Genomic DNA, 22,561 nt, shown 5'->3' on the forward strand with positions numbered 1-22,561 from the left:
GCACGCGTGGCGAAAACCCCGAAATCCGACGACACGACCGAAACGGGCGAGCCCGACTCGCCCAAGGTTGCTCAGGATGCCGTGGAAGACGCGGTCGTCATCGAAGAAATCGCGCCTGAGGACGAGCCCGAAGTTACCATTCTGACCGATCAGGACGGGGCGCGTGACGACAGCGAGGCCGACACCGACGAAGAGGCGCCTACGCAGGACGCGGACCCCACGCCGAGCATCGCGCCCGTGGTGCGCGAAGAACCGCGGCGCGGCGGCGCGACGCTCCCGTTCGGGGGCATGATCGTCGGCGGGCTGTTCGCGGGTGCAATCGGGTTCGCGGCGGCGCAGGCGTTCGTGCCCGGCAGTTGGCCGTTCGGGTCAGACCCCGGCCCGGACCCGGTGCAGGAGGCGCTGAACGCCCAATCGGAGCAGATCGCGACGCTTCAAAGCACCATCGACGAACAATCCGCGACCATCAGCGCCCTTCAGGGCGACACGTCTGTCGAAGATCTGGGCGGCGCGCTGCGCGCGGACATCGTTGCGACCCAGAACCGGATCGAGGATCTAGCGGCCACCGTCAGCGGATACGACGAGCGTATCACCGCGCTTGAAAAGATGCCTCAGGGCGACAGTGCGGAAGCGGCGGAAACCGCGGCTGCCGCCTACGAACGGGAGTTGGCGAGCATCCGGTCGATGCTCGAAACCGAACTTGAAAAGCTGCGCGCCGAACAGGCCGACGCGGAAGAGCTTCAGGCCAGCGCGGCGCAGGCCGCGCAGGCGGCGACGGGGCGCGCCGCCTTGTCCCGGATCATGGCCGCGCTGGACTCCGGTCAGCCGTTCGAGGACGCGCTTTTCGACCTGACGACCGCGACGGGGGCCGAAGCACCGGACGCACTGGCCGCAGTCGCTGGCGACGGTGTGCCCACGCTGGGCAGCCTTCAGGAAAGCTTCCCCGACGTGGCGCGAGAGGCGCTTGACCTAAGCCTGCGCGCGATGGTCGAGGCGGGCGAGATCGGGCGGGGCGAGGCGTTCCTGCGGACACAGCTTGGAACCCGGTCGCTGGAGCCGCAGGAGGGCGACGACCCGGATGCGATCCTGTCACGCGCCGAGTTCGCCCTGAACAACGGTCGCATTGCCGAGGCGCTCGACGAACTGTCGGCGATGCCGGACGCCGCGCAACCGGCGATGACCGACTGGATTGACCGCGCGCAGACGCGGCTTGCCGCGCTCGAGGCCGGATCGGCCCTTGCCCAAGACCTGAACCAATAAGGAAGACGTAATGCTCTGGTCCCTGTTCAAGATCATTCTGTTCGTCGTCCTGATCGGTGCGGCAACGGTCGGCGCGACCTATCTGCTGGAAACCGACGGCGGCATCCGCGTCGACATCGGCGCACAGGAATACAACCTTGGTGCGCTTCAGGCGGTCATCGCCCTGATCGTTCTGGTCGTCGCGCTTTGGATTTTGTTGAAGCTGGCTGGCCTGATCGTCGCCACGATCCGGTTCCTGAACGGTGACGAAACCGCGATTTCCCGGCACTTCGACCGCAATCGCGAGCGAAAAGGGTATGAGGCGCTGGCGGACGGCATGATGGCGCTCGCCTCGGGCGAAGAGCGGACGGCGATTACAAAAGCCGCACGGGCCGAACGGTATCTGCGCCGGCCGGAACTGACCAACCTTATCACCGCGCAGGCCGCCGAAATGGCCGGCGACCGGACGAAGGCGACCGAGGTCTACAAACGGCTTCTAGCCGATGAGCGCACGCGGTTCGTCGGCGTGCGCGGGCTGATGAAGCAAAAGCTGGAAGAGGGCGACACGGACACGGCGATGAAGCTGGCCGAGAAAGCCTTTGCGCTCAAACCCCAACATGCCGAGACCGGAGACGTGCTGCTCGCCCTGCAAGCCACCCAGAACGACTGGCACGGCGCGCGGGAAACGCTGGGCAAGAAGGTCAAGCATGGCGCGCTTCCCAAGGACGTCGGCAAGCGCCGGGATGCCGTGCTCGCCCTGCAAGAAGCCAAGGGCATTTTCCAGGACGGCAATTCGATCCGCGCCCGCGAGGCGGCGATCGAGGCGAACAAGCTGTCGCCGGACCTGATCCCCGGATCGGTGCTCGCCGCGCGCAGCTATCTGGAACAGGACAACAAACGGTATGCGGCACGGGTGCTAACGAAGACCTGGAAGGTGCAGCCGCACCCGGACATTGCCGAAGCCTTTGCCGAGATCGAGCCGAACGAAACGCCGGAGCAGCGGCTGAAACGGTTCAAAGCCCTGACGAAAGAGCATCCGGATCATCCCGAGAACAAGATGCTTCTGGCCGAGTTGCACATCGCCGCCGAACAATTCGACAAGGCGCGTGAGGCTTTGGGCGATCTGCCCACGACCAAGCCGACCCAAAGGGTGCTGACCCTCATGGCTGCCATCGAACGCGGGCTCGAAGCTCCGGACAGCGAAATCCGCGCATGGCTTGCCAAGGCTGTCGTCGCGCCGCGCGGACCGCAGTGGGTGTGCGACAAGTGCCATACGGTTCATGCCGACTGGGGCCCGGTCTGCGAGAACTGCGGTGCCTTCGACACCCTGTCATGGACCGAGCCGCGCGAGACGGACATGAAAATGCCGGGCGGAACGCGGATGGACGCGCTGCTCGTCGGCGCCCCGGACATCGCCCCGGACCGCGAGATGGTCGCCGAAGCCCGCGCCGAGGACCACGAAGCACTGGTCGGCGGCTCCGATCCTGCCGACGAGGCGGTCGACGTGACCCCGGCGGAAGCCACGGAAACCGAGAGCAAAAATTAGGGCTACACACCGCGCAAAGGTGGTGATAATGACCCCGCACCGAAGCGGTGTGCCGCTGTAGCTCAGCTGGTAGAGCACGTCATTCGTAATGATGGGGTCGGGGGTTCGAGTCCCTTCAGCGGCACCACTTCGTGTAGATAAATCGTTGTTTTTCAACGAGAAAGGGGTTTTAACCCCTCTTCTATCCCCCTTCTGGTCCCCTTATGAGGGTTCCGCACGAATTGCATCGGGCTCTCTTCGCCCCCACGGCATGTAAGGATTCGATGCTCGCGTTGAGTGGCCGATGTGCTTCCGTTTGGACCACCCTGGGAATATGTTGGCGGATGGGTGCGCTCTCTGCCCGCCCTTTTTCCTGCTGAACCGCCCTAGTGGCGCCGGTCGCAGGCTTTCACTCGGCCTGCCCGGTGGCGTGTTCAAATGCGCTCTTGAGCTGAACAGCTAGCATACCGCCCATCAAGTCTTCCATTTTTGACACAACGTCGTCGGGAAAGCCGTCCGCATTTTTGTGCTTGGCGTCCGCATCTTCAAGGGCTTCATAGTATGGCTGGCGGTTCGCTACGATTTGTTCCGGGATCGTTTCCTTACCGGGAAGCAGCATCCCCTGACGCACGCACAAAATAAGATAAGATACGGCCCTAGAAGTTCTTCCATTCCCGTCGGTGAAAGGATGAATCCAGTTGAGACGCCACATAACAAATGAAGCTAAATGCACCGCGCTCTTGGCTTCCCAATTGTCGTTTACGTAGTCACACATGTCTTCGACCAACTCTGGGACTAGGTGACCGCCCGGCGGCGTGTGTTGGCTAGCGCCAATGGCGATTCCTGCCGGACGAAAGTTTCCGGCATACGAGTCCAAGTGCTCGATTGCACAACGGTTCAAGTCGAGTATCGTCGACACGCGCAGCTTGAAAGGCCGTCCATCTAACGCGCCAAGCACGTATTCGCGAACTCGCTCTGCCTGCCGGAGCGAGTTCGCGGCTTCCTGAATCGCCTTTTCGTGGTCGTCCGATACGACTTCCGCATTCTGTGCTTGACTGTGCCTAACGCGCCCTTCGTCACTCATCAGCGCGTCACAGACCGAGCTTATCTGCTTCTTGTTTGATCATCTCTTTGGTGATCATCGGATTCTCAAACGCAGAGTTGCCGTAGGCGAAGCTACGGCGCTGTTCAGCCACTTCGGCATCCGTCATGGAAACCTTCTTCGCCTCCTCAATGAGAAAGGCCAACGCTTCATGATCCTGTCTTGTCACCTTCTTTGCTCCCTTTTCTTGTTCTTTAAACGCACGTTAAGGCACGTGTGCCTCATTCGACAGTCAATTGTTTGTAACGCGCGAAGAAGGGCGGCCTATGTAAGCCTCTGAGTCCGCAATGCAACACAAAAACGACTTTCAAAATCTTGACTGCAAGGTCCTGTCGATTTCATCGAGAAGGACGCCAGAGCTAAGGTGACCCGGCAGCGGGGTGAACGAAAGAGCGATGAACAAATCACTACCTCAACCACTTAGCGATTTGAACAACAGCGTATGTCCCAAAGAAGAAGGTCATCAGCGGATAGCACACCCGCATGAATTTTAGGGAGGGATCTTCTTCCTCAAAGATGGCCATGGAAACGAATAGGTCGAACGTCACGGCAGCGCAGGCGACGGTCATAGCCGAATATGCGGCCACTGCAAAGAAAGACAGCTTGTCGCCGCTGCGAAAATCATCGGAAAGAACACGCACATACCATCCAATCAAGGACAGCGCGATTATGGGAAGGGGGACGCTCAGCCAAAGTGGCCAATCCAAGTAGCTAGTGTGGAATGCAAGCGCAATCGCGTCCACAAATTGATGGATAGCGCCCAAGAACCAATGGCCGATTTCACGCAAGCTCATCTGGTATTTTGGACCCAAACACCATGACGAGGTCAATACCGCCAACCCGCGACGTGGCTTACTTCGAATAACATCGTCGAATCAAACCGACCCTGCCACCACGATATCCGTCGCGTTCGGGAATGACCGAATGCGGAACCACGTGAAGCGCGGGCCATCCCCATTGACGCCCTTGGACCAGCGTGAACAGGACGAATGCGCTGACCGTCCAGTCACTCGAACGGGATAACGTTGCTGCCCCGCATGAAGGCAACCGCTCCTTCGGCTTCCAACACCCTCAAAGCTTCATCCCGTGCGTCTTTGTCCGAGCTGAATTCGTCATCCCAAACGTGGCTCGTGCCGTCGCAGTCGACCACTTCGAGCGTCCAGGTTTTGTCGCGCTCCAAGCGAAAGATGTTGATCGAAAAAGGATAGCCGTCCACAGCCACGCTCTGGCTTTTTGACGAGGTGACGAGATTGGGCTCTTCTTCGCTCATTGGGTCATCCAGGCCATTTCGCCGTTGAACAATACTTGCTTCATACTGCCGAGGGTGCCCGGCGTCGATGGCGGATTGTGTGCCGCGCTTTGGAAGAGGCCTTTGCTCTCGCTGCCGCCTCACAACGACGCCGCCACAACGATGTCCGGCGCGTTCGGAAACGACCGGATGTCGAACCATGTGAACCGCGTTCCGTCAGCATTGTCCTTGCTACCCCAGTGAAGCCGTGCGCGGCTCTCAGGGCGTATCAGAGCCGCCCTGAAAGCCCGTAGGTCTAAGAGCCACCAACGGCCTATTCCGCCGCGCGGATCGGCATGGCCGTAAAACATCCAATCTCCATAGCCGTTGATGATCTTGGAAAGCTCGGTCTCGCCACCGGACGGGATGCGCGAGCGAACGGTGAACTCATACGGAAACCGGTCTGCGTAGCCGGGTCGGCGCACCCTTGCCGCCACCCGCATATCCCGTGCGTCTAGCATCAGGAGGTCCGTGGCTTGCTGCATGTCGATGTCGTCGGGCGCGGCGCTGAGAAGATGCGAGCCAACGATACGTTTCACGTCGGGAAGGTAGGTATCCGACCACGCGCGGTTTTCAGTGTAGTTTGGAATGGCGATGTTCATGCGTTGAACGGGTGGTGGGGCCGCAAAAACCACGGCCCCAACCGATCATTTCCCTTCCGTGGCGCGAACATGTTCGAGGGCGCGGATACGGTCGCTGAGCGCGTCACTCAGTCCCGATATGCCCGAACGGATCCGTTCGAGGCTCGTGTCGTGTTCGATTGGCATTTGAAGAAATTCCAAACACAGCACATCCAAGGCACAGACCATGTTTCGAATGTCGCTCAGCGCATCGAAAGCATCGTCCATTTCCTGCCTTTGGACGTTGAAGCGGTCGCGAAGGTGTTGCGTGCTCACGTCATCAGTTTTCTGAACGTCAGACGCCGCCGTCGCGTTCGAAACCGGCGGCTGCGCGGTTCCGATGAACCCGTCAACAACAGCCGCCACCTCTGCAGCAAAGGCCTTCTCATGTTCGACGCCCCCGACAAGGATATCCGATCCATTGTCCGTGAATGCCACGAGCTTCGCCAGAGTATCCGCAGGGCTTTCGCTCGGCAGACCGAATACCGCGTTGCGAAGTGCTTGGAGACCACCACAGACGCCATTGAACTCATCGTCTGTCATGTTCACGGCAACGCCGCTGTTAGCCCAAACGTAGCCCTCACGCCACGCCATGAACGCCTTCATAACCGGCGTGAGTTCCGAGGTCTCAAATGTCGGATGGATGGTCATGTCAGGCTGCTCCCTGTGCGATGGTGCGGCGGTGAAGGGTGAGGATCGTCGGCATCGGATCGCCAAGGAAAAGCCAATCAAGGCTCAGACCATTGGCGACCGCGAAAGCGAGGATTTCATCGGTGAAGCCACCTTCATCATCCCAGATGTTTTCGGGAGCCTTCACACCCGCCTGCTTTTCGAACTGAGTGAGGCGCTCGCGGGTTTCCTTGTGGCGTTGTTCGGTCTTCTTCATGGGTGTTCTCCCTTTCTGCGGATCAGTGCGCATGGAACTCATGCACGACCCCGTTCACCGCGATCCGGTTGACGGTGGCGAGGTTCACGGTACGGCAGGCCTGCTTTTCGACGTCCCACACCGGCATCAGGTGCGGATGGCGCTCAGCGCGCGTCTCAGCGGCCCTACGGGCGCTCTGGTGGCCTTCCGGCCCTTTGACGTGGTTCTTGAGCGCAGCGGGCTGCACGGTCATCTGACGGGCGCTGCCGTCCTTCTTGGTGAAGGCCACACGGCAGAAGCGGCCCTTGGCGCTGGCGATCAGGTCGCGCTTGGCTTCGTTGGCTTCGGCTTCGCGGCGCTGAGCGACGGAATGGGCACGGCGAAGTTCGGCCAGTTCGTTGAGCCCGGTCACGCCCAGCGCGTCGCGGTTTTCCATATCCTCGATACGCTGGGCGAGTTCGGCAGCGGGAAGGGCCTCAAGTTTCCGCTTTGCCGCCTTGCTGGCTTCGACCGACTGGGCCACCCGCATCTTTTGACGCGCCGACCACCAGACCGACTTGAGAGCACGAGACAGAAGCTGTGCGAGGGTTTCGCCATTGCCGAGGAACCGGCGCACGATTTCCCAAGCTTCGATCATGATAGCTTTGCGGTCGTAGGTCATGGCGGTCACTCCTGATTGCGTTTGGCTCCTATGTGGACTAATTTGGGTCACGAGTGATCCAATGTCAACCATATTGGCTCACAAAAGAACCAAAATGGGTCAAATAAGTTGATTACAGGCGCGCAGATCAGGATGGCACGAGGTTACGCAAAGCTATCAGTGAAGGATTTGGCTGACGCATCAGGCGTCGCCGCTTCGACGATCAAAAGGATAGAGGCCGTCGAGGGAGTGCCGAACTCTTCGGCATCAAACCTCGATAGGATTCAACAAGTCCTACAGGGCCACGGCATTCGCTTTTTAGAGCAAGGCGAGGTGGCCGACGGACCCGGAGTCAGTCTGGAAACCGAACGTGCCACCTAGGCGAATGGTCCGAAACCAAAGGCCCCCAGGACAATACTGATCACTAGTAGTGCCGCCATGAAGGTTAGCATATTTCGAGATGACTTCGCATAGATCACAGTGAGAGCGGCATCTCTTCGCGCGGCCAATAGTAGGGAGTCGCGCTGTTCGTCGGTCAGTTCCGCAAGGCGCAATGTCCGTCCGTCCAAATCCAGTTCTGCCAATTCATCGGCGCGGCTCTGGGCCTTGAATTCGAAGTCAAACACGTCATTCCTCCGATCAAGATTGCGACACGCCAACATTGCCAGCGACGGGCAATCGCGCAAAGTGCAGTTGTGTCCGGCACTTTTGCGCACGCTTTGGTGGTTAGCCCACACCTACTGAGTGACGGCCGCATTTACGTTCTTTCGAAGCATATCCTCAATAATCCGTCTGGTCGCGGGATTTGTAACCGACTGTCGCGGCAATTCGCCACCACGCATCAAAGCTGATGCAATTGCTGCGTTTCTACCTTGCATGTTCGAGGCAATCCGCCGCCCCATAGCACCCGCACCCAGTGCGCCAGCGCCCAGCGCGATTCCAACGCCGGGACTGCCCAGCATCGTACCCAAAGCTACAGGAGCACCACCCGTCATCGTAGCATTCCACACGCTGGTAGGAGCCATACGACCAACATCACGCATGACATTCTCGATGGGCCCTCCTTTGGCGATTTTGTCGATCATAGCGACCTGATCCGGTGAAAGCCCTTTCAATCTGCCTTTGATGACATCGCGGTTCAGGCGGCGAAACTCCGTCCGCAGCGCATTCTCAAAACCCGCGCCAGAATAGGTGCCACCGGCCTTGTTGCTTGCTAGGTTGATCGCCTCTTCGATCATGTCACCACGGCTAGCCTTCGTGTAGAGGTCATTTGCCTGTGGGATTTGCGGCATGAACTCGGTCGAGAAGTTGTCGAACTGGTCAAGCAGGATGGAACCCATGCGCGACTCTGCACGGTCTGAGCTTTGCGCTGCATTCTGAAGCAGACGCCGCACCGTGCGCATTTGCGCTGGGCTCATAGACTGCCGCCCGTAGGCTTCAATTTGGCGGAATGCGTCCGAAACCTTGGGATAGCTGGTGACCATTTTCCCATCAGGGCCAATCAGGCCTTCGCGGGTGAGGATGTCCCGGAAATTCGTTGCAAGCTGCGCAGTCTGCGCTTGGTTCGCCGTGCCGCCTGTGCGGACGGCCTCGTCAAACAGGAAACCTGCATCTTCGCGAAGCTTGTCGCTTGAAGGTGTGTTTGCGACCATCCGGTCTGTCGCCTGACGCGTGGATCGGCTTGCGAGGTAAGACGTTATTGCATCGGCCCCGAGCGAGCCCGCAGCGCCCAAACCAGCGCCCCATTTGGAAGCATCAAGCGCGGTGTCGTACCGGTTACCATCTTCCCCCGACATGAACCCGTAGGCCCCTGCATCGGCACCACCGACAACACCGCCGGTTACAGCGCGGGTGGCAAAGTTGCGATTGGCGAGATTTGCGACCGATGGGGCCAGTTTTCCCACCCCTCGGCGCGCTGCGTCGATGGCTCGGCCGCCTGTCGCGACACCACCAATGATTTCGCCGACGGTAGTCGCGATGGGGTTGTCTCGCATGTTTGCCTCATGCTCTGCCCGCGAACGCTCGGTCGCGAACCGCGCACGTTCGCCCATGCTACCGGGTCCGGGGATTGCAGCCGCAACGGCTCCCGATGCTTCATCGTTGCCGGCGTAGAAAGCCCCGCGTTCCGTCCCGCCTACAAGAGACTCAGCTGCGTTCGGGCGGATCATGTTCGCCAGCAATTCCCGGCTGGTCATCTGGCCATTGTAAGGGTTGGCGAAGAAGCCTTGGCCGCTCATTGTCGTGTCACTTTGTCCAAGCCCCGAGGCTGCCAGTTGTGCCCTTTGGATGGCCTGTAGCTGGGCGCGCCTTTTCTCTGCCGCAGCGCGGGCGAGGGCGTCCGGGCTCGACTGTTCGGCCTGCGGATTGCCCACGCGATTTGCCATATCGCGAAGACGTTGTGCATCTTCCAATGCGCCCGCTGCTTCTGCATTTCGCGCCGCCTGCATGATTTCATCGTAAGTCGCCATTGTTTTGTTTCCTGCTCGTTTTCCAGTTAGTCTTTAGGCCTGCGGAGACTGTCCGCACTTGAGTTCTTCCAATCTCTGATTGCATCGGGCTTCGAAGGCTTCGATGGACTCGCCCGGTTCCGCCTTGAGTTGTTCGCCCATGAACCCGACGAAATACGCATGGCTCGGGTAGCCCGCGCTCTCAGGGTCTTCTGGTGCAACGGATGTCACGAAGATCATTTCAACGGGGTCTTGATCAACGTCGAGGCCGTGCGTCCGTTCAAGTTTCTTCAATCGCTGTGCGATGCTCATTTCGCCTCCAATGCGGTGATCCGCTTTTCGAGTTCGTTGGTTTCCAAGGCACGGCGGAAGCTCTCCACCAGCCCCATGACGGTTGCGCCTTCGACCGGGGTAACCTCGCCCTGCGACACGGCTCGCAGGACCGCCTTAGCCGCGTTCATGGCATCTTCAGCCGTATCGAGGTCGGGAAGGTCGAATTGGACCGGCGCATCTTTCCGCGTCGGCGCGATCCGCTCCAAACAAAGGCGGAGCGCCGTCGTATCGCCTTCAAGGGCCATTTCCACGGCTTTGCGGGTCAGCCCCTCGGCTTCGCCCTGAAGGAGTTCCTCCACCGCACGGGTGACGGCATTGCGCGAACCCGCTGGGCGGCCGGGATTGCCTTGAGCGAATGTGCCATCCGGATTGCGAGGATCCGTATTTGCCCCGTTCTTTCGGTCAGACATGCGCCCACCCTCCATTCACCACGGTTGGGAAATGGCCGCTATTGCCCGCTATAAAGCGGGTCGGATCACCGTTCTCCGCCGTTAGGAAACCGCCAGTATCTGCGAGTTGTATCTGGGAGGTCGGGCCCTGTTCTCGCCCTCTAGAAACAGAGCCTCGCGTAACGGACTTGGGAAAGTCAGGCACCGTTACATCCGTTACACCCCTAAAGGGGTGTGTAACGAACGTAACGCTCGGGATGCCTCCGTTACGTCCTGTTTCGGTGTCGTTACCGTAACGTTTGTAACGCTTATCCTTCATCGCGGACGCTCCACACATGACCCGCAAACATGCGGATTTCATTCAAGTCGATCAGCTTCTTTTTCGCCCTGTGGAACGCAGCGCGCTTAGCACTGTCACTTTCCCCGTCCGTGAGCCCGTGCAGTTCGATAGCTTGCCGCCATACCGACACCGGAACGCACTTCCGATTGTGGGGGTAGTCCGAGCCTGAGAGCGTCTCGCCATGTTCGCGGATCGCATCCCGCAGGGCTTGCATGGCAACTTCAGCTTGGCCGTTGAGGGGCTTCGGTTTCACCTTCGGGGCCTCGGCAGGTACGACCACGGCGCTATGGACCGGGTCGCCGTCTTGATCGGTGCCGAGCGTTACCGTTTCGAGGCTGAAGAACAGCCGGTCGGGCATTTCCATATCGCGCTGTTTCGCGCAGGAGATTTGCCCTTCCGAAATCGCAATCTCGGTATCGACCGCTGCGCGCAGGGCAGACGAACCCCGTGCCCCGGCCTCGGCATTCTTGCCACTGTGGTGAACCACCAGAACGTGCGCGCCGGTGCGTTCCCGGATCGCATCGAGATTGATGACGAACTGGGCCACGTCACGCGCGCTGTTCTCGTCACCAGACCCCATGCAACGGGCCATCGTGTCGATGACCACGAGAGCGGCTCTCTCGGTCGGCATGGCTTCGCAGAGCGCCATGGCATCGCCCGACTGGTGCAGGTCGAGGTTCGTCGGCAAGAGCGAGAAGTCCGCACCTGCCAGCAAGTCTGGCGCGGCCTGCCTGATTGCCGAGATTCGATTGCGGATGCCTCCGCCACCCTCCGCCGCGACATAGACAACCGGACCCGGCTTGATCTTGTGGCCGCGCCACGGCGTGCCGCTGGCAATATGTGCAGCAAGGTCCACCGCCACGAACGTCTTGCCAGAGTTAGACGGGCCATAGAGGACGCTCAACCCACCGGCCCCAAGCCAGCCTTGAACCAGGTAGTTGGCATCGAGGCACGGTTTGATCTTCGCGAGGGGGATCATCTTGCCACGAAGCGCTTCGCCGCGCTTGGACTGGAACGGGATGAGATTGGGGTTCGCCTCGGTCATGCCGCCACCCCTTCCGTCAAAACATCGTTCCAATCCTTGCCGTCCGGCGCGGACATCAGGGAGACCTTCCAGGCCAGCGCTGTGGCGCGAAGACCGAGCTTGTCACCGGCCTCCCGGCCCGCTTCGTCGCCGTCCGTCGCGATGATCAGGTCCCCCGGTTCTTTCGGCAGTTCGAGGGCAGCAACGCCGGGGGCGCTGAGAGCGGCCCATACGCTTACAGGGGTCGTCAGTAGGCCTGACAGAAGGCTCAGGCCGGTCTCTATGCCCTCGCACACCACCAACGGCCCAGACACGGCATCAGAGAGCCGGACAGCGCCGCCAGAGCAGGGGCCAAGCATCAACTTGGCCGATTTCGCCAGCCGATTGCCGCGCTTGTCAAAGAAGGTGCGATGAACGCCGCCCGTAGGCTCGACATTGGCGACGATAGCAGAACCCCAGGTCATCGACGGGCTGTGGTGAATGTCAGGCATCCACCGCAGCGACAAGGGAAGATCACAAGTGATTCCGCGACCGCGAAAATAGGCTTCGCCGCGCGTTCCAGTGATCGGCTGGGCCGAGTCCCACAGGCTGCGAGCTTTAGCGAGTTGCACGGCTCGGTATTCTGCCTGCTTGCGATGAGTTTCGCGCACGGCGTCAAAGTCCACTTGAGCCCGTTCGAGGGGCAGGCTTGCGGCCTTCGCGATTTCTACAAAGGAGCAACCGGATTTGAAGCAGTGGAGCAGAACCTTGCCGCCGGTCTCGGTGATCGAAAGCGCGGTTTGATCCTTGCGGCGCTCAGGCTGGCAGATGGGACAGGGCGCGTTGCCCTGTCCGTGACGCCAAGCCCCACCGAGGTTGTGAGTGAGGGTGCGTCCATCCATTACGACACCCCCTCACCAACCGCGATGGACGACAGCGCTTTCCGAATTTCGGTCAGCAACTCTGTCTTAAATGCGAGCCCCTTCTTGGTCGGGCGCATCTCGCCATCGCCTGCGTCATACCAGACCCGGATGTTCACGAGGTCATGGCCCTGATACTCGTCCAGCGAAATGCGAATGCACTCACGCGAGTTCTTGGTGATTTCGGCAACGTCCGTCATTTGCGGCCCTCCCCGAAGGCAAGGCCAGCGATGGCACGGGACGTATGGTCGCTCGACACACCGGCTTTCCAGCGGATGCGGCGGGCCTGACGGCGGCGGGTGGTCTCCTGCACGGTAATCATGCCGCCACCTCATTATGCTGGATCAAGTTGACGGTGCTGCGGAGAAAATAGACGCCATACGTGCCAGCGCCGGTTTCGGTATCGCCGGGGTAGTATTCGGTATCGACAATCACGCCGGTCTCGCGCTTGAGAAGGTGGACGATATCCGAAATGCGAACCGGAGAAGCGCAGTAGACGGGGCCTTGCTTTAGAAGCTCCATCACCTGACGGCGACGCTTGGACAAGAGAGCCGTGGTCGGATCCCCGTCATCGTCCTCGATCAAGTAACGCGCCGGAGCGCGGTCTTTCGGGAGGTCGGCAACGCGCCAGATGCGCTGGGTGCTTGCCGGGGGTTTCAGTTGGTTCGTTTCCATTTTCAGTCCTTGTTTGCTTGCAAGGACGGGGCCGGTTGAGCTACAATTCGAATACCGCTAGACGAATTTTGCTCCCGCCCTGTCCTCGACTTGGTGGGAGTTTTCGTTAAGCGGCGTCGCGCTGATCTGCTGCTTCAACGGCGGCGTCGATTTCAGACTCGACCCAGTACAGACGCGATCCGAACTTGATCGGCTTCGGCAGGCGTCCGGCCTCGATATCGCGAAGAATGGAAGACCGGGACCGACCGCCCAGCTTCGTCGAGAGTTGGTTAAGGTTTAGGTACGTCATGCTTCACCTCTCGGTGTGGGTGAAGCGAACCCGCTTGAATTGCCGTGCTTCACCATGGGCGGCACAGACAGGCTAAATTACTGAAATCACGCAGACAAAAGGAGTTTGCCTAGCAGTCCGTTGGCCTTTTCACCTTACGCCTGTATCTTACCGCATTACGCGCCCAGGTTTCGGGGCTCGCCTCGATGTTGAGTGCAGCAAACGAGCTTGTGACGAAATCAAGAAAGGGCCCGTATGCCTTTCCACCATCCGTCGCAACCCTCGCCTCGCGTCCAGATAGGTCGGTGAACGCATCATAGCACTCCAGCGCAACAAATGAGGCCTGCGTTTTTTTGGGGCGGCTCGGCGCACGCCTCTCTGTCAATGCCGAGTCAAATATGGCGTCTGTGGACGCAGCTTGCGGATCAACCAATCTCGCAGCTTCTTCGACACCAGTGGCAATTTCGTCCAGCAATCGAGATAGAGCTTCGATAGCGCGACCGGCATTTGGTGCGGCTGATGGGGCGTGCGCCTGCACGCTTGAATTCAGGAGCGCCCATCCGCCTTCGTGCCCCACTTTTATCAGTTTTTTCTGCGCAGCGCGTAGGCTGCGAGAAACCGCTCCCAAGTCTTTGATATCCTTATTGGGGTCACGGTCCATCTGTTCAAGTTGCTCTAGTGCTCCAGATACAGAGCTCGATGACCGTATTTCGTACGCCCATCCTTCAATTGCGCTCGCATCGGCATCCGGCCAAGCTGTACGCATTATTGACGCGAGTTTTTCTTCCTCGATGCTCATGCGGTGATGTGCCTAATGCTGTCGCATGTGGTCGTGGCGGCGTATGCCCAACGCTCCGTCAACGCCCGCCGTTGCTCCAAGAAATCCGTCCGCCTGTAGGCGCGCTCGACCGATCCGCCGACCGTATGGCCCAGCGCGGTTTCAGCCACGTCCCAAGGCGTGTTCGTCGTTTCCGCCACCCAATCGCGGAAAGAGCTACGAAACCCGTGCGGACGTTCGGCCATCTCACGCCGCTCCATGAACCGGCTCATGGTCGCGTCGGATATCACGCCCTTACGAACACCCGGAAACAGGAACCCGTCTCGCGCGAACGGAGTGGCCTCTGCAATGACGCTCTGAGCCTCTTGCGACAAAGGCACCCGGAAATCAGTCGTCGCGTCCTTGCGGCCTTTCATAGCCTCTGCCGGGATCGTCCAGACATCGCCCTCAATCTGTTCGAGGTTGATGTGACGCAGTGGGTAACTTCGCGCCGCAGTAAGTATGAGGAGGCGGAGAGCGAGCTCCGTGATCGTGCCGCCGCTCAAGGACTGATAGAAAGCTGGCACGTCCTGCCATGCCATCGCGGGAATATTCTGCGGCTTGTGACGCTGTTTTCCCAAGAGTGCCTTGGCCTTCTCGGTCGCCTGCAGATCAACGTCTAAGCCCAGCGCGGCGGCGTGACGCATTACGATGGAAAGCCGGTTCATCGCCTTCCGCGCTGTATCGGCCTTGTCGTGCCAGATGGGGGCGAGGGTGTCGCGAATGTCGCGTTGGTCAATTTCGGAAACGGGCGTCTTGCCGAGTTTGGGCAGAACATGGAGTTCGAGCGGACTGAACCAACGGCCCGCCTTGCCATCGCCCTTCAACTCGGCCTTGCGGCTTTCGAAAGCATCTAGGGCGACATCCGCTAGTATGTTCTGATTGCGTCGCTGTTCGTCCCGTTGCCGCTCTCGCTCCTTGATGGCATCCTTCCCGCTCCGAACCACAGCCCGCCATTTGTCGGCTTCATCACGCGCTTCGCTCAGGGAGATGTCAGGAAAGCGACCCAACCCCATCTCATGCCGTTTGGAGTAGATGGTATAGCGTAGGACCCACTGCCCCTTTTTCTTCTCACGCTTGTAGAGCCATAGCCCGGCGCCGTCCGAATGCTTGCCGGGAGGGGCGGCCTCCGCTTTGGCTTTGCTCAACTTGTTCTGCAGCCTTGCCAACCTGATCCCCTTCCCAATCCCCCTTCAACATATGGGGTAGGCTGGAACAGTATGGAACAGTTTGAGGCAATAAAATAGGGGTTTTGGGTCAGACTTGTCTTAGAGTGACATACCTTGGAACCCCAAGATATAGGACTTCAACGCCCTTCAGCGGCACCACTTCGGGACCAGTCCGACAGACGCGACCATCAGGGGCGGGGCACGATGCCCCGGGCCAGCCAGTCGTCGAAGGTCGCCAGCACCGTATCGACGAAGGCATCGTCATTGATGTGGGCGTCCAGAGCCTTGAGCGTCACGTTGTCCGGGCAGACTTTCGTCAGTTCATCCACGAAAGCGGCAAGTCCGTCGGGATCGCACAGATCGGCCCCCGGCCGGTCCAGGGCGTGGCATCCTTGCGTGGGCAGGATGAACACCGTCTCGCCCTTGGCGCCTGCCAATCGTTCGGCCAAAGCTCGCGCCACATCGCGGCGGCGGGGTGCATCCAGAACGACAGACGTCAAAAGACGGTTGTGGGCATGGGACGGCAGGCCCTGCAAAGCTCCGGGCATCGGCTGCCACCCCGCCAGATCCACGAGGTCGTAGCAGCCGGACGACACGATCTGCGGTATGCCCGCGCGTCCAGCGGCGGTCAGGCGCGATTCGCCTGCGTGGATGGCGGACCCGTTGATGTAATTCCCGACCTCCTGCGTGGCGAAATCCATAACGCAGGCGAACGCGCCTTGGGCGGCAAGGCTTTCGAACGCCCGGCCCCCCATCCCCGTCGCGTGGAACACCGCGACATCGAAACCACGGGATTCCAGTGCCGGTTTCAGCGCGACCATGTAGGACAGGAAGGATTTGCCGAAGCTCGTCATGCCGATAAGCGGGCGTTTCGTATCCGGCTTTTCCACGGCGCGAGCCGCCCCCAGAACGGCCCCTGCGGCTTGGGAGAGGGACGCTTTGCAGACGGCATTGAGCCCGTAAAGCCCCCCGGCCCAGAGGATCATCTGCACATCGGCCGGCAAACGCTCGGCCGGGATCAGGGGTGAAAACGAGACGGTCGAAACGATGTACTTGGGAACGCCAAGCGGCACCGCGTTACAGACATCGAGGGCAAGGTCCGTGCCCATTGTACCCCCAAGCACCAGAAGGCCGTCGAAGCGTCCATCGGCAAACAGGCGGGACACGAGCGTCGATGCACCCTGCGCCATGATCTGCATCGCCGTGTTTTCGTCGCCGCTGTCGATGGCGGCCTGAATGGAACTGCCGCCCGCCTCGGCCACATCATGCTTGGAATAATCCGTCGGTTCGGTCGGGTCGCCAAGCACGGACACGTCCATCGTGACCACCGCTCCGCCCTGCCCCCGGATCACCCCGGCGATGTAGTTCAGTTCGTCGTCCTTGGTGTCGTAGGTCCCGACGATCAGGATCGTGCGGTCGGTCATAGCTTGATCCACGCGGTTTTCAGGTCGAGGTACTTGTCGAAGGCATGGAGCGATTTGTCATGCCCGTTTCCGGATTGCTTCACGCCCCCGATCGGCACGGTCACGTCGGGTCCGCCGTATGTGTTGACGTGAACGACCCCTGCCCTGATCGCCCGGATCATCCGGTGTGCGCGGGAGAGATCGCGGGTCCAGACCGCTGCGGCAAGGCCGTAGTCCGTGCCGTTGGCGATCCTGACCGCCTCGTCCTCGCTGTCGAACGGGATGACGGCAACGACGGGTCCGAACACCTCGTTCTGGGCGATCGGATCGCTGGGGTCGACGCCGGTGACGATGGTCGGCTCCATGAAGTAGCCCCCCGTCTCTTCGAGGATGCGCGCCCCGCCGATGACGACACGCCCGGCCGACCGTGCCTCATCCACGAAACGAAGGTTCTGATCGAGTTGGCGCAGGGAATTGACCGCCCCCGCGCTGGTCGAGAGATCAAGCGGGTTGCCGACCGACATCGTTTTCACGAATTCGGCCAGTTTAGAGACGAATTCGTCGTGGATCGCACGCTCGACCAGCAGTCTCGACCCGGCAACGCAGACTTGCCCGGCATTGCGGAAAATGCCGTTGGCCGAAACCTTGACCGCCTCGGTCAGGTCCGGGGCGTCTGCGAAAACGATGTTCGGGGACTTCCCGCCGAGTTCGAGGTACACGCGTTTCAGATTGGACTTCGCAGAATACTCCAGAAGCCGCCTGCCCACCGGACCGGACCCGGTGAAGACGAGCACGTCGACGTCCATCGACAGCCCCATCGCCTCACCCACAACAGCGCCTTCGCCCGTGACCACGTTGAACACGCCGGGCGGGAGACCGGCGTCGAGCGCCAGCTCCGCGATGCGAAGAAGCGTGAGTGAAGCGGTCTCGGCGGGTTTCAGGACGACCGAGTTTCCGGCGGCCAGTGCGGGCGCGACTTTCCACGCGCCGATCATCAGCGGGAAGTTCCACGGGACGATGGCGCCGACGACCCCGACCGCGGCGCGGTGCACGAGGGCGAGGACAGAGGGGTCGGTCGGGGCGATCTCGCCATAGAGCTTGTCGATCGCCTCGGCGTAGTAGCGGATCGTCGCGACCGCCGACAACGGCTCGGCCTTGAACGCCATTCCGATTTCGGTCCCGTTGTCACGCACGCCCAGAACCGCGAGTTCCAGTGCGTTCGCCTCGATCAGATCGGCCCATTTGAGGAGCGTCCGCTTGCGGGCTGCGGGTGGAAGATCGGCCCAGCGGCCGTCTTCGAACGCACGACGAGCGGAGGCGATTGCGCGGTCGGCGTCCTCACGCGTCCCGCGCGGGATGGTGGTCAGAACCTTGCCGTTGAGGGGCGAAATCACATCCATTTCGCCACCATCGGACGCGCCGCGCCGCTCGCCGTCTATGATATGCGCACCGGGGCGCACATCTTGTGCTGCCAAGGTGTCGATGCGTGCTTGATCGAGCATGAAACCCCCTTACCGCGTCTGGCTGTCATGGATGTCGTGGTCGTGTTCGTTTTCCGGTACCGCGCGGCGTTTCTCGCGAAACAGACCCCAGACATGACCGACGATCAGCAGGACGATTGCGATGGCGAGAAGCGCGGCGATGGGGCGATCCACGAAGTCGAGCGGCGTCTTCACCCGTGCCATCGCGGCGCGCAGTTTGACCTCCATGATCCCGCCAAGCACCATGCCGAGAACGATGGGCACCACCGGTAGGTTCATTCGTTTGAGCACGAGGCCGATGATGCCGAAGCCAGCCGCCAAGGCGCAGTCGATCACCGAATTGCGCAGCGAATAGACCCCGACGAATGACAGGGTCAGGATCATCACGCCCAGAAAACGGGTGGGCACGCGGATGATGCGGATCAGCCAGTTCGAGGCGAACAGCATGAACACCACGACGATCACGTTAAGCAGGATCATCGCGATATAGAGCGCATATACGAAGTCCATGCTGTTCTGGAACAGTCCCGGACCCGGAACGACGTTGTGGACGTAGAACACCGACAGCATCATCGCCGTCAGCGCCTCGCCCGGGATGCCCAGCGCGAGCAGGGGGATCATCGCGGCGGCGGGCACGGCGTTGTTGGCCGATTCCGAGGCGACGAGGCCCTCGGGGCTGCCGTTACCGAAGGCGTCGGGGTCTTTAGAGGTCTTCTGGGCGTATGTGTAGGTCAGGAACTGCGCCGTGAACTCCCCGACGCCGGGGATCATGCCCATGAGCACGCCGAAGAACGACCCTGCCCCGGCGACCCGTTTGTGCCGGAATACGCCGAGCATCGCGGTGAACATGTTGCCTTGGACACGTTGCGTGATGGGCGCGCGTTCCGGGTCGGTGAGCAGCACAAAGGCCTGACTGAGCGCGAAGAGGCCCAGAACCACGACGATCAGGTCGACACCGGACGACAGCCAGTCCTGCCCGAAGGTGAACCGCTGGGTGTAACGCACAGGCTCCAGCCCGATCGTATTGATGAGGATGCCGAAGGCCGCGAGCGATCCCGCGACGAGCGTCTGGCCACGATGCGCGATGACCACGAGGACGATACCGAGCAGGGCCGCGAGAAAGATTTCACGGCTGCCGAAAAGCGGCGCGACCTTGGCCAGCACCGGCGACAGCAGGATCAGAGCGGCGATGGACAGGATGCCGCCCACGAAACTCGCCCCATAGGCCAGACCCAAAGCTCGCAGCGCCTCGCCCCGCCGGGTCATCGGGTGTCCGTCATAGGTGGTCAGCGCGTTGACCGCCGTGCCGGGGGTGTTGATGAGGATGGCGGGGAGGGAGCCGCCATACATCGACGACCCGTAGATTCCGAGCAGCATAGTCAGACCGACCAGAGGTTCGAGCGCGAAAGTGGCAGGCAGCAGGATCGCTATGGCGACCGCCGCACCGACACCCGGAATGGCACCGATCACGACACCGCCGATGGACCCGATGAACAGTGCAAAGACGACCGCCGGATCGGCGAGCAGAGTCAGACCGGATAGAAAATCGCTCATGCCGCCCTCACAGCCAGATCATCACGAAAAGTCGGAACTTGCCCGATGGCAGAAGCGAATAGATCTCGCCCGATGGGATTTTCACATGCAACAGGCCCTTGAAGATCACGACGACCGCGATTGAGAACAGGGTTGCAAAGGCGAACCAGCGTGCCTGTCGATATCCCAGACGAAAAACCAGGAGGTTCGTGAATATAAGCGTCGAGGGCAGGTATCCAAGGCGCGGCACGATCAGCACATAGGCGATGAACCAGATCGCGAACTCGATGGACCGCAGCCAATAGATCACCTCTTCGGTTCGGCCCCGGATGCGTTCGGACAGCATCGCGCCCAGAAGGTGAAGGCCGGAAAAGACGACCATCGCCCAGACCGCCACCGTGGGCCAGAATGCCGGTTGGCCGAAAAGCGGCTGACCGTCGACCCATGTCGTCTGGCTCGGCAATGCGGCAAGGAGGGCCAGACCGAACAGGAACGAGACAAGCGAAATGATGAAATCGCCCGGCCGCCGGTAGCGTTTGAACAGATCCTGAAACGTCTTGCTTCGTGCCATGTCCTGCCTCGTGAAGGACGCGCCCCGATGTGTCCGGGGCGCGCGTTGATGGCGTTACTCGAGCATGGACGAGATGGTGCCGAGCGTTTCGGTATCCGCCTCGATCTGGGCCGCCGATTCCTCGGCGTTCTGCCAATAGATCAGGGCGCCCGTATCCTCGGCCAGCTGTTTGGCGGCGTCGGAGGTGACGACCTTCTGAGCCACGGCGACGATCTTTTCGCGCACGTCTGCGGGCGTGTCCTTGTGAACGAACAGACCGTTCCACAGCGACACGTCGAGCGCCGGGGCGACCTCACCGACTGTCGGGGCGTCGGGCGTCAGCGGGATGCGTTCCGCACCGATAGAGGCAAGAACCTTCACGTCGTCGAGACAGGGCAGGATAAGTTGCAGCGTCGTGTTGATGACGTCAGCATCACCCGAGGCCAGCGTGTTGCAGTCCAGCGCGTCGAACGCCGCGTCCGAGGCGAACGAGAACCCCTTTTCCTTGGCGAGGGCCAGCGTCACCTGCGTCGGGACGAGCGGGGCACCGAAGTGGCCCAGAACGACGTCGTTGTCCTGCGCATAGGTCGCGAGTTCGTCGACCGAACCATAGGGTGCATCGCCGGAGGCCGCGATCACGAAGGGATAGGTCAGAAAGATGCCGAGAGGATCGAACGGGTTCGGGTTCAGCGCCGGGATACCCACCTCGGGCCCGACGATCGGCACGGCGATGACGAACGATCCGATGGTGTAGCCGTCCGCCGGAGCACTGGCGACTTCGGCGGCACCTGGGAACGGCCCACCGCCGCCACCCGGCTTGTTCACGACCGCGGCCGGAACGCCATAGGTGGCCTGAAATTCGTGCGCGATCATGCGGGTCAGGACGTCTTCGAGGTCACCGGGCGGAAACGGCACGACGAACTCGACCGGCTTTTCAGGATACTCGGCCTGCGCGGCCATCGGCAGGGCTGCGGCGGCGAGTGCCACGGCGCTTGCAAGGACTGTCTTCATGTCTGGCTCCCGTTGGTTGGGTTCATTATTTGAACCACTGGTAGCATTTATTCTTGCAGCTTCGAATCTTTTCTGTCAACGTCGAGACGAAAAAATTGCACTCGCAACGATCGGACGACCGGCCCGCAGATGGGAACGATTACCAAAGCGCTGGACCTGCTGAATTTCTTCGCAAAGCAGAAACCCGAGATCGGGCTAACCGAGTTCGTGCGCCTTGTGAACCGGGATAAGGCGACCGTGCATCGCCACCTTACCGAGTTGATGGAAAACGGTTTTCTCGAACAGAATCCGGTCACGCGGGCCTATCGCCTCGGCCCTGCGATCCTGCGTTTGTCCGGGGTGCGCGAAGCGACCCATCCGCTGAGATCCGTCCTGCGCCCTATCGTCGAGGACATCGCGAGACAGGTGGGAGAGCTCACTCACGTCTCGCTGTTGCAGGGCGATGTCCTGTCCCCCGCGCTGCATTTCGACCCGATGACCCATGGCACGCAGGTGGCCTTCGACGAATCAGAGATCCTGCCTTTGCACGCCACGTCATCGGGACTCGCCGTTCTTGCCTTCGCGGATGAGGACGTGACCCGAAGCGTTCTGAAGCGACCCCTGACCAAATACGCGGACGGGACGATCACGACGGCAGACGAGCTTCGGTCGGTTCTGGACGAGGTGCGACGCACCGGCACCGCATCGCAGGACCGGACATTCGACAGCGAAGTCTGTTCGCAAGGCGCCCCCCTGTTCGGCGTCGGCGGCAAGGTCGTCGGCGCGGTGTCCATCGCGTTGCCCGCAGTGCGCGACACCGACGAAAAACGGGCCGAGATCCGCGAAGCCCTGCGTGATGGGATGGTCAGGATCACCCATCAGCTCGGTGGCGACCTGCCGCCCGAACACGCCGACAAATGGCAGTCCGCCGCCTGAGGCAGGCTTTCCAAAAACCCGTGACGAC

29 protein-coding genes and 1 tRNA gene are annotated in these 22,561 nt (G+C 60.9%); 5 read left to right on the plus strand and 25 right to left on the minus strand.

Features of this window, described 5'->3' with window-relative positions:
• Positions 1–6 precede the first annotated feature (6 nt).
• From HOY44_RS10075 to HOY44_RS10085, 3 genes are all read left to right on the plus strand, one after another.
• Positions 7–1,260, plus strand: coding sequence for a COG4223 family protein (locus tag HOY44_RS10075; RefSeq protein ID WP_287434580.1), 1,254 nt, complete (start codon positions 7–9; stop codon positions 1,258–1,260).
• A 10-nt stretch (positions 1,261–1,270) separates the two neighbouring features.
• A complete protein-coding gene (locus HOY44_RS10080; protein ID WP_287434581.1) occupies positions 1,271–2,785 on the plus strand; it encodes a heme biosynthesis protein HemY in 1,515 nt (504 codons plus the stop codon).
• Positions 2,786–2,836: 51 nt separating this feature from the next.
• Positions 2,837–2,912, plus strand: a tRNA-Thr gene (locus HOY44_RS10085).
• Positions 2,913–3,173: 261 nt separating this feature from the next.
• On the opposite strand, the gene HOY44_RS10090 is transcribed toward HOY44_RS10085, so the two are convergent.
• From HOY44_RS10090 to HOY44_RS10125, 8 genes are all read right to left on the minus strand, one after another.
• A complete protein-coding gene (locus tag HOY44_RS10090; RefSeq protein WP_287434582.1) occupies positions 3,174–3,848 on the minus strand; it encodes a Fic family protein in 675 nt (224 codons plus the stop codon).
• 7 nt (positions 3,849–3,855) lie between these two features.
• Entirely contained in the window at positions 3,856–4,035 is a 180-nt protein-coding gene (locus HOY44_RS10095) for a hypothetical protein (protein WP_287434583.1), read from the minus strand.
• Between the two features lie 238 nt (positions 4,036–4,273).
• Positions 4,274–4,660: a hypothetical protein gene (locus HOY44_RS10100; protein WP_287434584.1), complete on the minus strand. Its 387-nt coding sequence runs from the start codon at positions 4,658–4,660 to the stop codon at positions 4,274–4,276.
• A gap of 212 nt (positions 4,661–4,872) precedes the next feature.
• A complete protein-coding gene (locus HOY44_RS10105) occupies positions 4,873–5,136 on the minus strand; it encodes a hypothetical protein (protein WP_287434585.1) in 264 nt (87 codons plus the stop codon).
• 119 nt (positions 5,137–5,255) lie between these two features.
• Positions 5,256–5,756, minus strand: coding sequence for a hypothetical protein (locus HOY44_RS10110; protein WP_287434586.1), 501 nt, complete (start codon positions 5,754–5,756; stop codon positions 5,256–5,258).
• A gap of 45 nt (positions 5,757–5,801) precedes the next feature.
• On the minus strand, positions 5,802–6,425 hold the full coding sequence (locus HOY44_RS10115) for a hypothetical protein (protein ID WP_287434587.1): 624 nt from the start codon (positions 6,423–6,425) through the stop codon (positions 5,802–5,804).
• A gap of 1 nt (position 6,426) precedes the next feature.
• Positions 6,427–6,660: a hypothetical protein gene (locus HOY44_RS10120; RefSeq protein ID WP_287434588.1), complete on the minus strand. Its 234-nt coding sequence runs from the start codon at positions 6,658–6,660 to the stop codon at positions 6,427–6,429.
• 22 nt (positions 6,661–6,682) lie between these two features.
• Positions 6,683–7,300, minus strand: a complete 618-nt coding sequence (locus tag HOY44_RS10125) for a hypothetical protein (RefSeq protein WP_287434589.1) — start codon at positions 7,298–7,300, stop codon at positions 6,683–6,685.
• 108 nt (positions 7,301–7,408) lie between these two features.
• On the opposite strand from HOY44_RS10125, the gene HOY44_RS22650 reads away from it, so the two are divergent.
• On the plus strand, positions 7,409–7,660 hold the full coding sequence (locus HOY44_RS22650) for a helix-turn-helix domain-containing protein (protein ID WP_353806624.1): 252 nt from the start codon (positions 7,409–7,411) through the stop codon (positions 7,658–7,660).
• Here the strand turns inward: HOY44_RS22650 and HOY44_RS10130 are convergent.
• From HOY44_RS10130 to HOY44_RS10210, 17 genes are all read right to left on the minus strand, one after another.
• Positions 7,657–7,905, minus strand: a complete 249-nt coding sequence (locus tag HOY44_RS10130; RefSeq protein ID WP_287434590.1) for a hypothetical protein — start codon at positions 7,903–7,905, stop codon at positions 7,657–7,659. The two genes, HOY44_RS22650 and HOY44_RS10130, sit on opposite strands and share 4 nt — an antisense overlap.
• 111 nt (positions 7,906–8,016) lie before the next feature.
• A complete protein-coding gene (locus tag HOY44_RS10135; protein WP_287434591.1) occupies positions 8,017–9,747 on the minus strand; it encodes a hypothetical protein in 1,731 nt (576 codons plus the stop codon).
• Positions 9,748–9,780: 33 nt separating this feature from the next.
• On the minus strand, positions 9,781–10,038 hold the full coding sequence (locus tag HOY44_RS10140) for a hypothetical protein (RefSeq protein ID WP_287434592.1): 258 nt from the start codon (positions 10,036–10,038) through the stop codon (positions 9,781–9,783).
• Positions 10,035–10,469, minus strand: a complete 435-nt coding sequence (locus tag HOY44_RS10145) for a DUF5681 domain-containing protein (RefSeq protein ID WP_287434593.1) — start codon at positions 10,467–10,469, stop codon at positions 10,035–10,037. The genes HOY44_RS10140 and HOY44_RS10145 overlap by 4 nt, the downstream gene beginning before the upstream one ends.
• Before the next feature lie 287 nt (positions 10,470–10,756).
• Positions 10,757–11,833 carry a helicase RepA family protein gene (locus tag HOY44_RS10150; protein WP_287434594.1) on the minus strand — a complete coding sequence of 359 codons (1,077 nt, stop codon included), beginning with the start codon at positions 11,831–11,833 and terminating at the stop codon, positions 10,757–10,759.
• On the minus strand, positions 11,830–12,693 hold the full coding sequence (locus tag HOY44_RS10155) for a DUF7146 domain-containing protein (RefSeq protein WP_287434595.1): 864 nt from the start codon (positions 12,691–12,693) through the stop codon (positions 11,830–11,832). Before HOY44_RS10155 ends, HOY44_RS10150 begins: the two co-directional genes overlap by 4 nt.
• Positions 12,693–12,911, minus strand: coding sequence for a transcriptional coactivator p15/PC4 family protein (locus tag HOY44_RS10160; protein ID WP_287434596.1), 219 nt, complete (start codon positions 12,909–12,911; stop codon positions 12,693–12,695). The genes HOY44_RS10155 and HOY44_RS10160 overlap by 1 nt, the downstream gene beginning before the upstream one ends.
• Positions 12,908–13,033: a hypothetical protein gene (locus HOY44_RS10165; protein ID WP_287434597.1), complete on the minus strand. Its 126-nt coding sequence runs from the start codon at positions 13,031–13,033 to the stop codon at positions 12,908–12,910. Before HOY44_RS10165 ends, HOY44_RS10160 begins: the two co-directional genes overlap by 4 nt.
• Entirely contained in the window at positions 13,030–13,386 is a 357-nt protein-coding gene (locus HOY44_RS10170) for a hypothetical protein (RefSeq protein ID WP_287434598.1), read from the minus strand. Before HOY44_RS10170 ends, HOY44_RS10165 begins: the two co-directional genes overlap by 4 nt.
• Before the next feature lie 106 nt (positions 13,387–13,492).
• Positions 13,493–13,675 carry a helix-turn-helix transcriptional regulator gene (locus HOY44_RS10175; RefSeq protein WP_287434599.1) on the minus strand — a complete coding sequence of 61 codons (183 nt, stop codon included), beginning with the start codon at positions 13,673–13,675 and terminating at the stop codon, positions 13,493–13,495.
• Positions 13,676–13,784: 109 nt separating this feature from the next.
• Complete coding sequence (locus HOY44_RS10180) at positions 13,785–14,453, minus strand: hypothetical protein (RefSeq protein WP_287434600.1); 669 nt, start codon at positions 14,451–14,453, stop codon at positions 13,785–13,787.
• Entirely contained in the window at positions 14,450–15,640 is a 1,191-nt protein-coding gene (locus tag HOY44_RS10185) for a tyrosine-type recombinase/integrase (RefSeq protein ID WP_287434601.1), read from the minus strand. The genes HOY44_RS10180 and HOY44_RS10185 overlap by 4 nt, the downstream gene beginning before the upstream one ends.
• Before the next feature lie 188 nt (positions 15,641–15,828).
• Positions 15,829–17,064: a Tm-1-like ATP-binding domain-containing protein gene (locus tag HOY44_RS10190; protein WP_287434602.1), complete on the minus strand. Its 1,236-nt coding sequence runs from the start codon at positions 17,062–17,064 to the stop codon at positions 15,829–15,831.
• Positions 17,061–18,545, minus strand: coding sequence for an aldehyde dehydrogenase (locus tag HOY44_RS10195; RefSeq protein WP_287434603.1), 1,485 nt, complete (start codon positions 18,543–18,545; stop codon positions 17,061–17,063). Before HOY44_RS10195 ends, HOY44_RS10190 begins: the two co-directional genes overlap by 4 nt.
• A 9-nt stretch (positions 18,546–18,554) precedes the next feature.
• A complete protein-coding gene (locus HOY44_RS10200) occupies positions 18,555–20,078 on the minus strand; it encodes a tripartite tricarboxylate transporter permease (protein WP_287434604.1) in 1,524 nt (507 codons plus the stop codon).
• 7 nt (positions 20,079–20,085) lie between these two features.
• Positions 20,086–20,628, minus strand: a complete 543-nt coding sequence (locus HOY44_RS10205) for a tripartite tricarboxylate transporter TctB family protein (protein WP_287434605.1) — start codon at positions 20,626–20,628, stop codon at positions 20,086–20,088.
• A 54-nt stretch (positions 20,629–20,682) separates the two neighbouring features.
• Complete coding sequence (locus tag HOY44_RS10210; protein WP_287434606.1) at positions 20,683–21,618, minus strand: tripartite tricarboxylate transporter substrate binding protein; 936 nt, start codon at positions 21,616–21,618, stop codon at positions 20,683–20,685.
• A 129-nt stretch (positions 21,619–21,747) separates the two neighbouring features.
• Here HOY44_RS10210 and HOY44_RS10215 point away from each other — a divergent pair, with 129 nt between their 5' ends.
• The gene (locus tag HOY44_RS10215) at positions 21,748–22,533 is read left to right on the plus strand and encodes an IclR family transcriptional regulator (RefSeq protein WP_287434607.1); all 786 of its coding nucleotides are present in this window, start codon (positions 21,748–21,750) and stop codon (positions 22,531–22,533) included.
• The last annotated feature ends 28 nt before the right edge of the window (positions 22,534–22,561 follow it).

Source organism: Maritimibacter sp. (assembly GCF_016774595.1).
In the GTDB taxonomy this organism is placed as follows: Bacteria; Pseudomonadota; Alphaproteobacteria; order Rhodobacterales; family Rhodobacteraceae; genus Maritimibacter; species Maritimibacter alkaliphilus.

Bases quoted from the DNA above. Each gene is read 5' to 3' on its own strand.
- HOY44_RS10080 (WP_287434581.1), top strand. From the start codon at position 1,271: ATGCTCTGGTCCCTGTTCAAGATCATTCTGTTCGTCGTCCTGATCGGT.
- HOY44_RS10090 (WP_287434582.1), bottom strand. From the start codon at position 3,848: ATGAGTGACGAAGGGCGCGTTAGGCACAGTCAAGCACAGAATGCGGAA.
- HOY44_RS10100 (WP_287434584.1), bottom strand. From the start codon at position 4,660: ATGAGCTTGCGTGAAATCGGCCATTGGTTCTTGGGCGCTATCCATCAA.
- HOY44_RS10105 (WP_287434585.1), bottom strand. From the start codon at position 5,136: ATGAGCGAAGAAGAGCCCAATCTCGTCACCTCGTCAAAAAGCCAGAGC.
- HOY44_RS10110 (WP_287434586.1), bottom strand. From the start codon at position 5,756: ATGAACATCGCCATTCCAAACTACACTGAAAACCGCGCGTGGTCGGAT.
- HOY44_RS10115 (WP_287434587.1), bottom strand. From the start codon at position 6,425: ATGACCATCCATCCGACATTTGAGACCTCGGAACTCACGCCGGTTATG.
- HOY44_RS10120 (WP_287434588.1), bottom strand. From the start codon at position 6,660: ATGAAGAAGACCGAACAACGCCACAAGGAAACCCGCGAGCGCCTCACT.
- HOY44_RS10125 (WP_287434589.1), bottom strand. From the start codon at position 7,300: ATGACCTACGACCGCAAAGCTATCATGATCGAAGCTTGGGAAATCGTG.
- HOY44_RS10135 (WP_287434591.1), bottom strand. From the start codon at position 9,747: ATGGCGACTTACGATGAAATCATGCAGGCGGCGCGAAATGCAGAAGCA.
- HOY44_RS10140 (WP_287434592.1), bottom strand. From the start codon at position 10,038: ATGAGCATCGCACAGCGATTGAAGAAACTTGAACGGACGCACGGCCTC.
- HOY44_RS10145 (WP_287434593.1), bottom strand. From the start codon at position 10,469: ATGTCTGACCGAAAGAACGGGGCAAATACGGATCCTCGCAATCCGGAT.
- HOY44_RS10150 (WP_287434594.1), bottom strand. From the start codon at position 11,833: ATGACCGAGGCGAACCCCAATCTCATCCCGTTCCAGTCCAAGCGCGGC.
- HOY44_RS10155 (WP_287434595.1), bottom strand. From the start codon at position 12,693: ATGGATGGACGCACCCTCACTCACAACCTCGGTGGGGCTTGGCGTCAC.
- HOY44_RS10160 (WP_287434596.1), bottom strand. From the start codon at position 12,911: ATGACGGACGTTGCCGAAATCACCAAGAACTCGCGTGAGTGCATTCGC.
- HOY44_RS10165 (WP_287434597.1), bottom strand. From the start codon at position 13,033: ATGATTACCGTGCAGGAGACCACCCGCCGCCGTCAGGCCCGCCGCATC.
- HOY44_RS10170 (WP_287434598.1), bottom strand. From the start codon at position 13,386: ATGGAAACGAACCAACTGAAACCCCCGGCAAGCACCCAGCGCATCTGG.
- HOY44_RS10175 (WP_287434599.1), bottom strand. From the start codon at position 13,675: ATGACGTACCTAAACCTTAACCAACTCTCGACGAAGCTGGGCGGTCGG.
- HOY44_RS10180 (WP_287434600.1), bottom strand. From the start codon at position 14,453: ATGAGCATCGAGGAAGAAAAACTCGCGTCAATAATGCGTACAGCTTGG.
- HOY44_RS10190 (WP_287434602.1), bottom strand. From the start codon at position 17,064: ATGACCGACCGCACGATCCTGATCGTCGGGACCTACGACACCAAGGAC.
- HOY44_RS10195 (WP_287434603.1), bottom strand. From the start codon at position 18,545: ATGCTCGATCAAGCACGCATCGACACCTTGGCAGCACAAGATGTGCGC.
- HOY44_RS10200 (WP_287434604.1), bottom strand. From the start codon at position 20,078: ATGAGCGATTTTCTATCCGGTCTGACTCTGCTCGCCGATCCGGCGGTC.
- HOY44_RS10205 (WP_287434605.1), bottom strand. From the start codon at position 20,628: ATGGCACGAAGCAAGACGTTTCAGGATCTGTTCAAACGCTACCGGCGG.
- HOY44_RS10210 (WP_287434606.1), bottom strand. From the start codon at position 21,618: ATGAAGACAGTCCTTGCAAGCGCCGTGGCACTCGCCGCCGCAGCCCTG.
- HOY44_RS10215 (WP_287434607.1), top strand. From the start codon at position 21,748: ATGGGAACGATTACCAAAGCGCTGGACCTGCTGAATTTCTTCGCAAAG.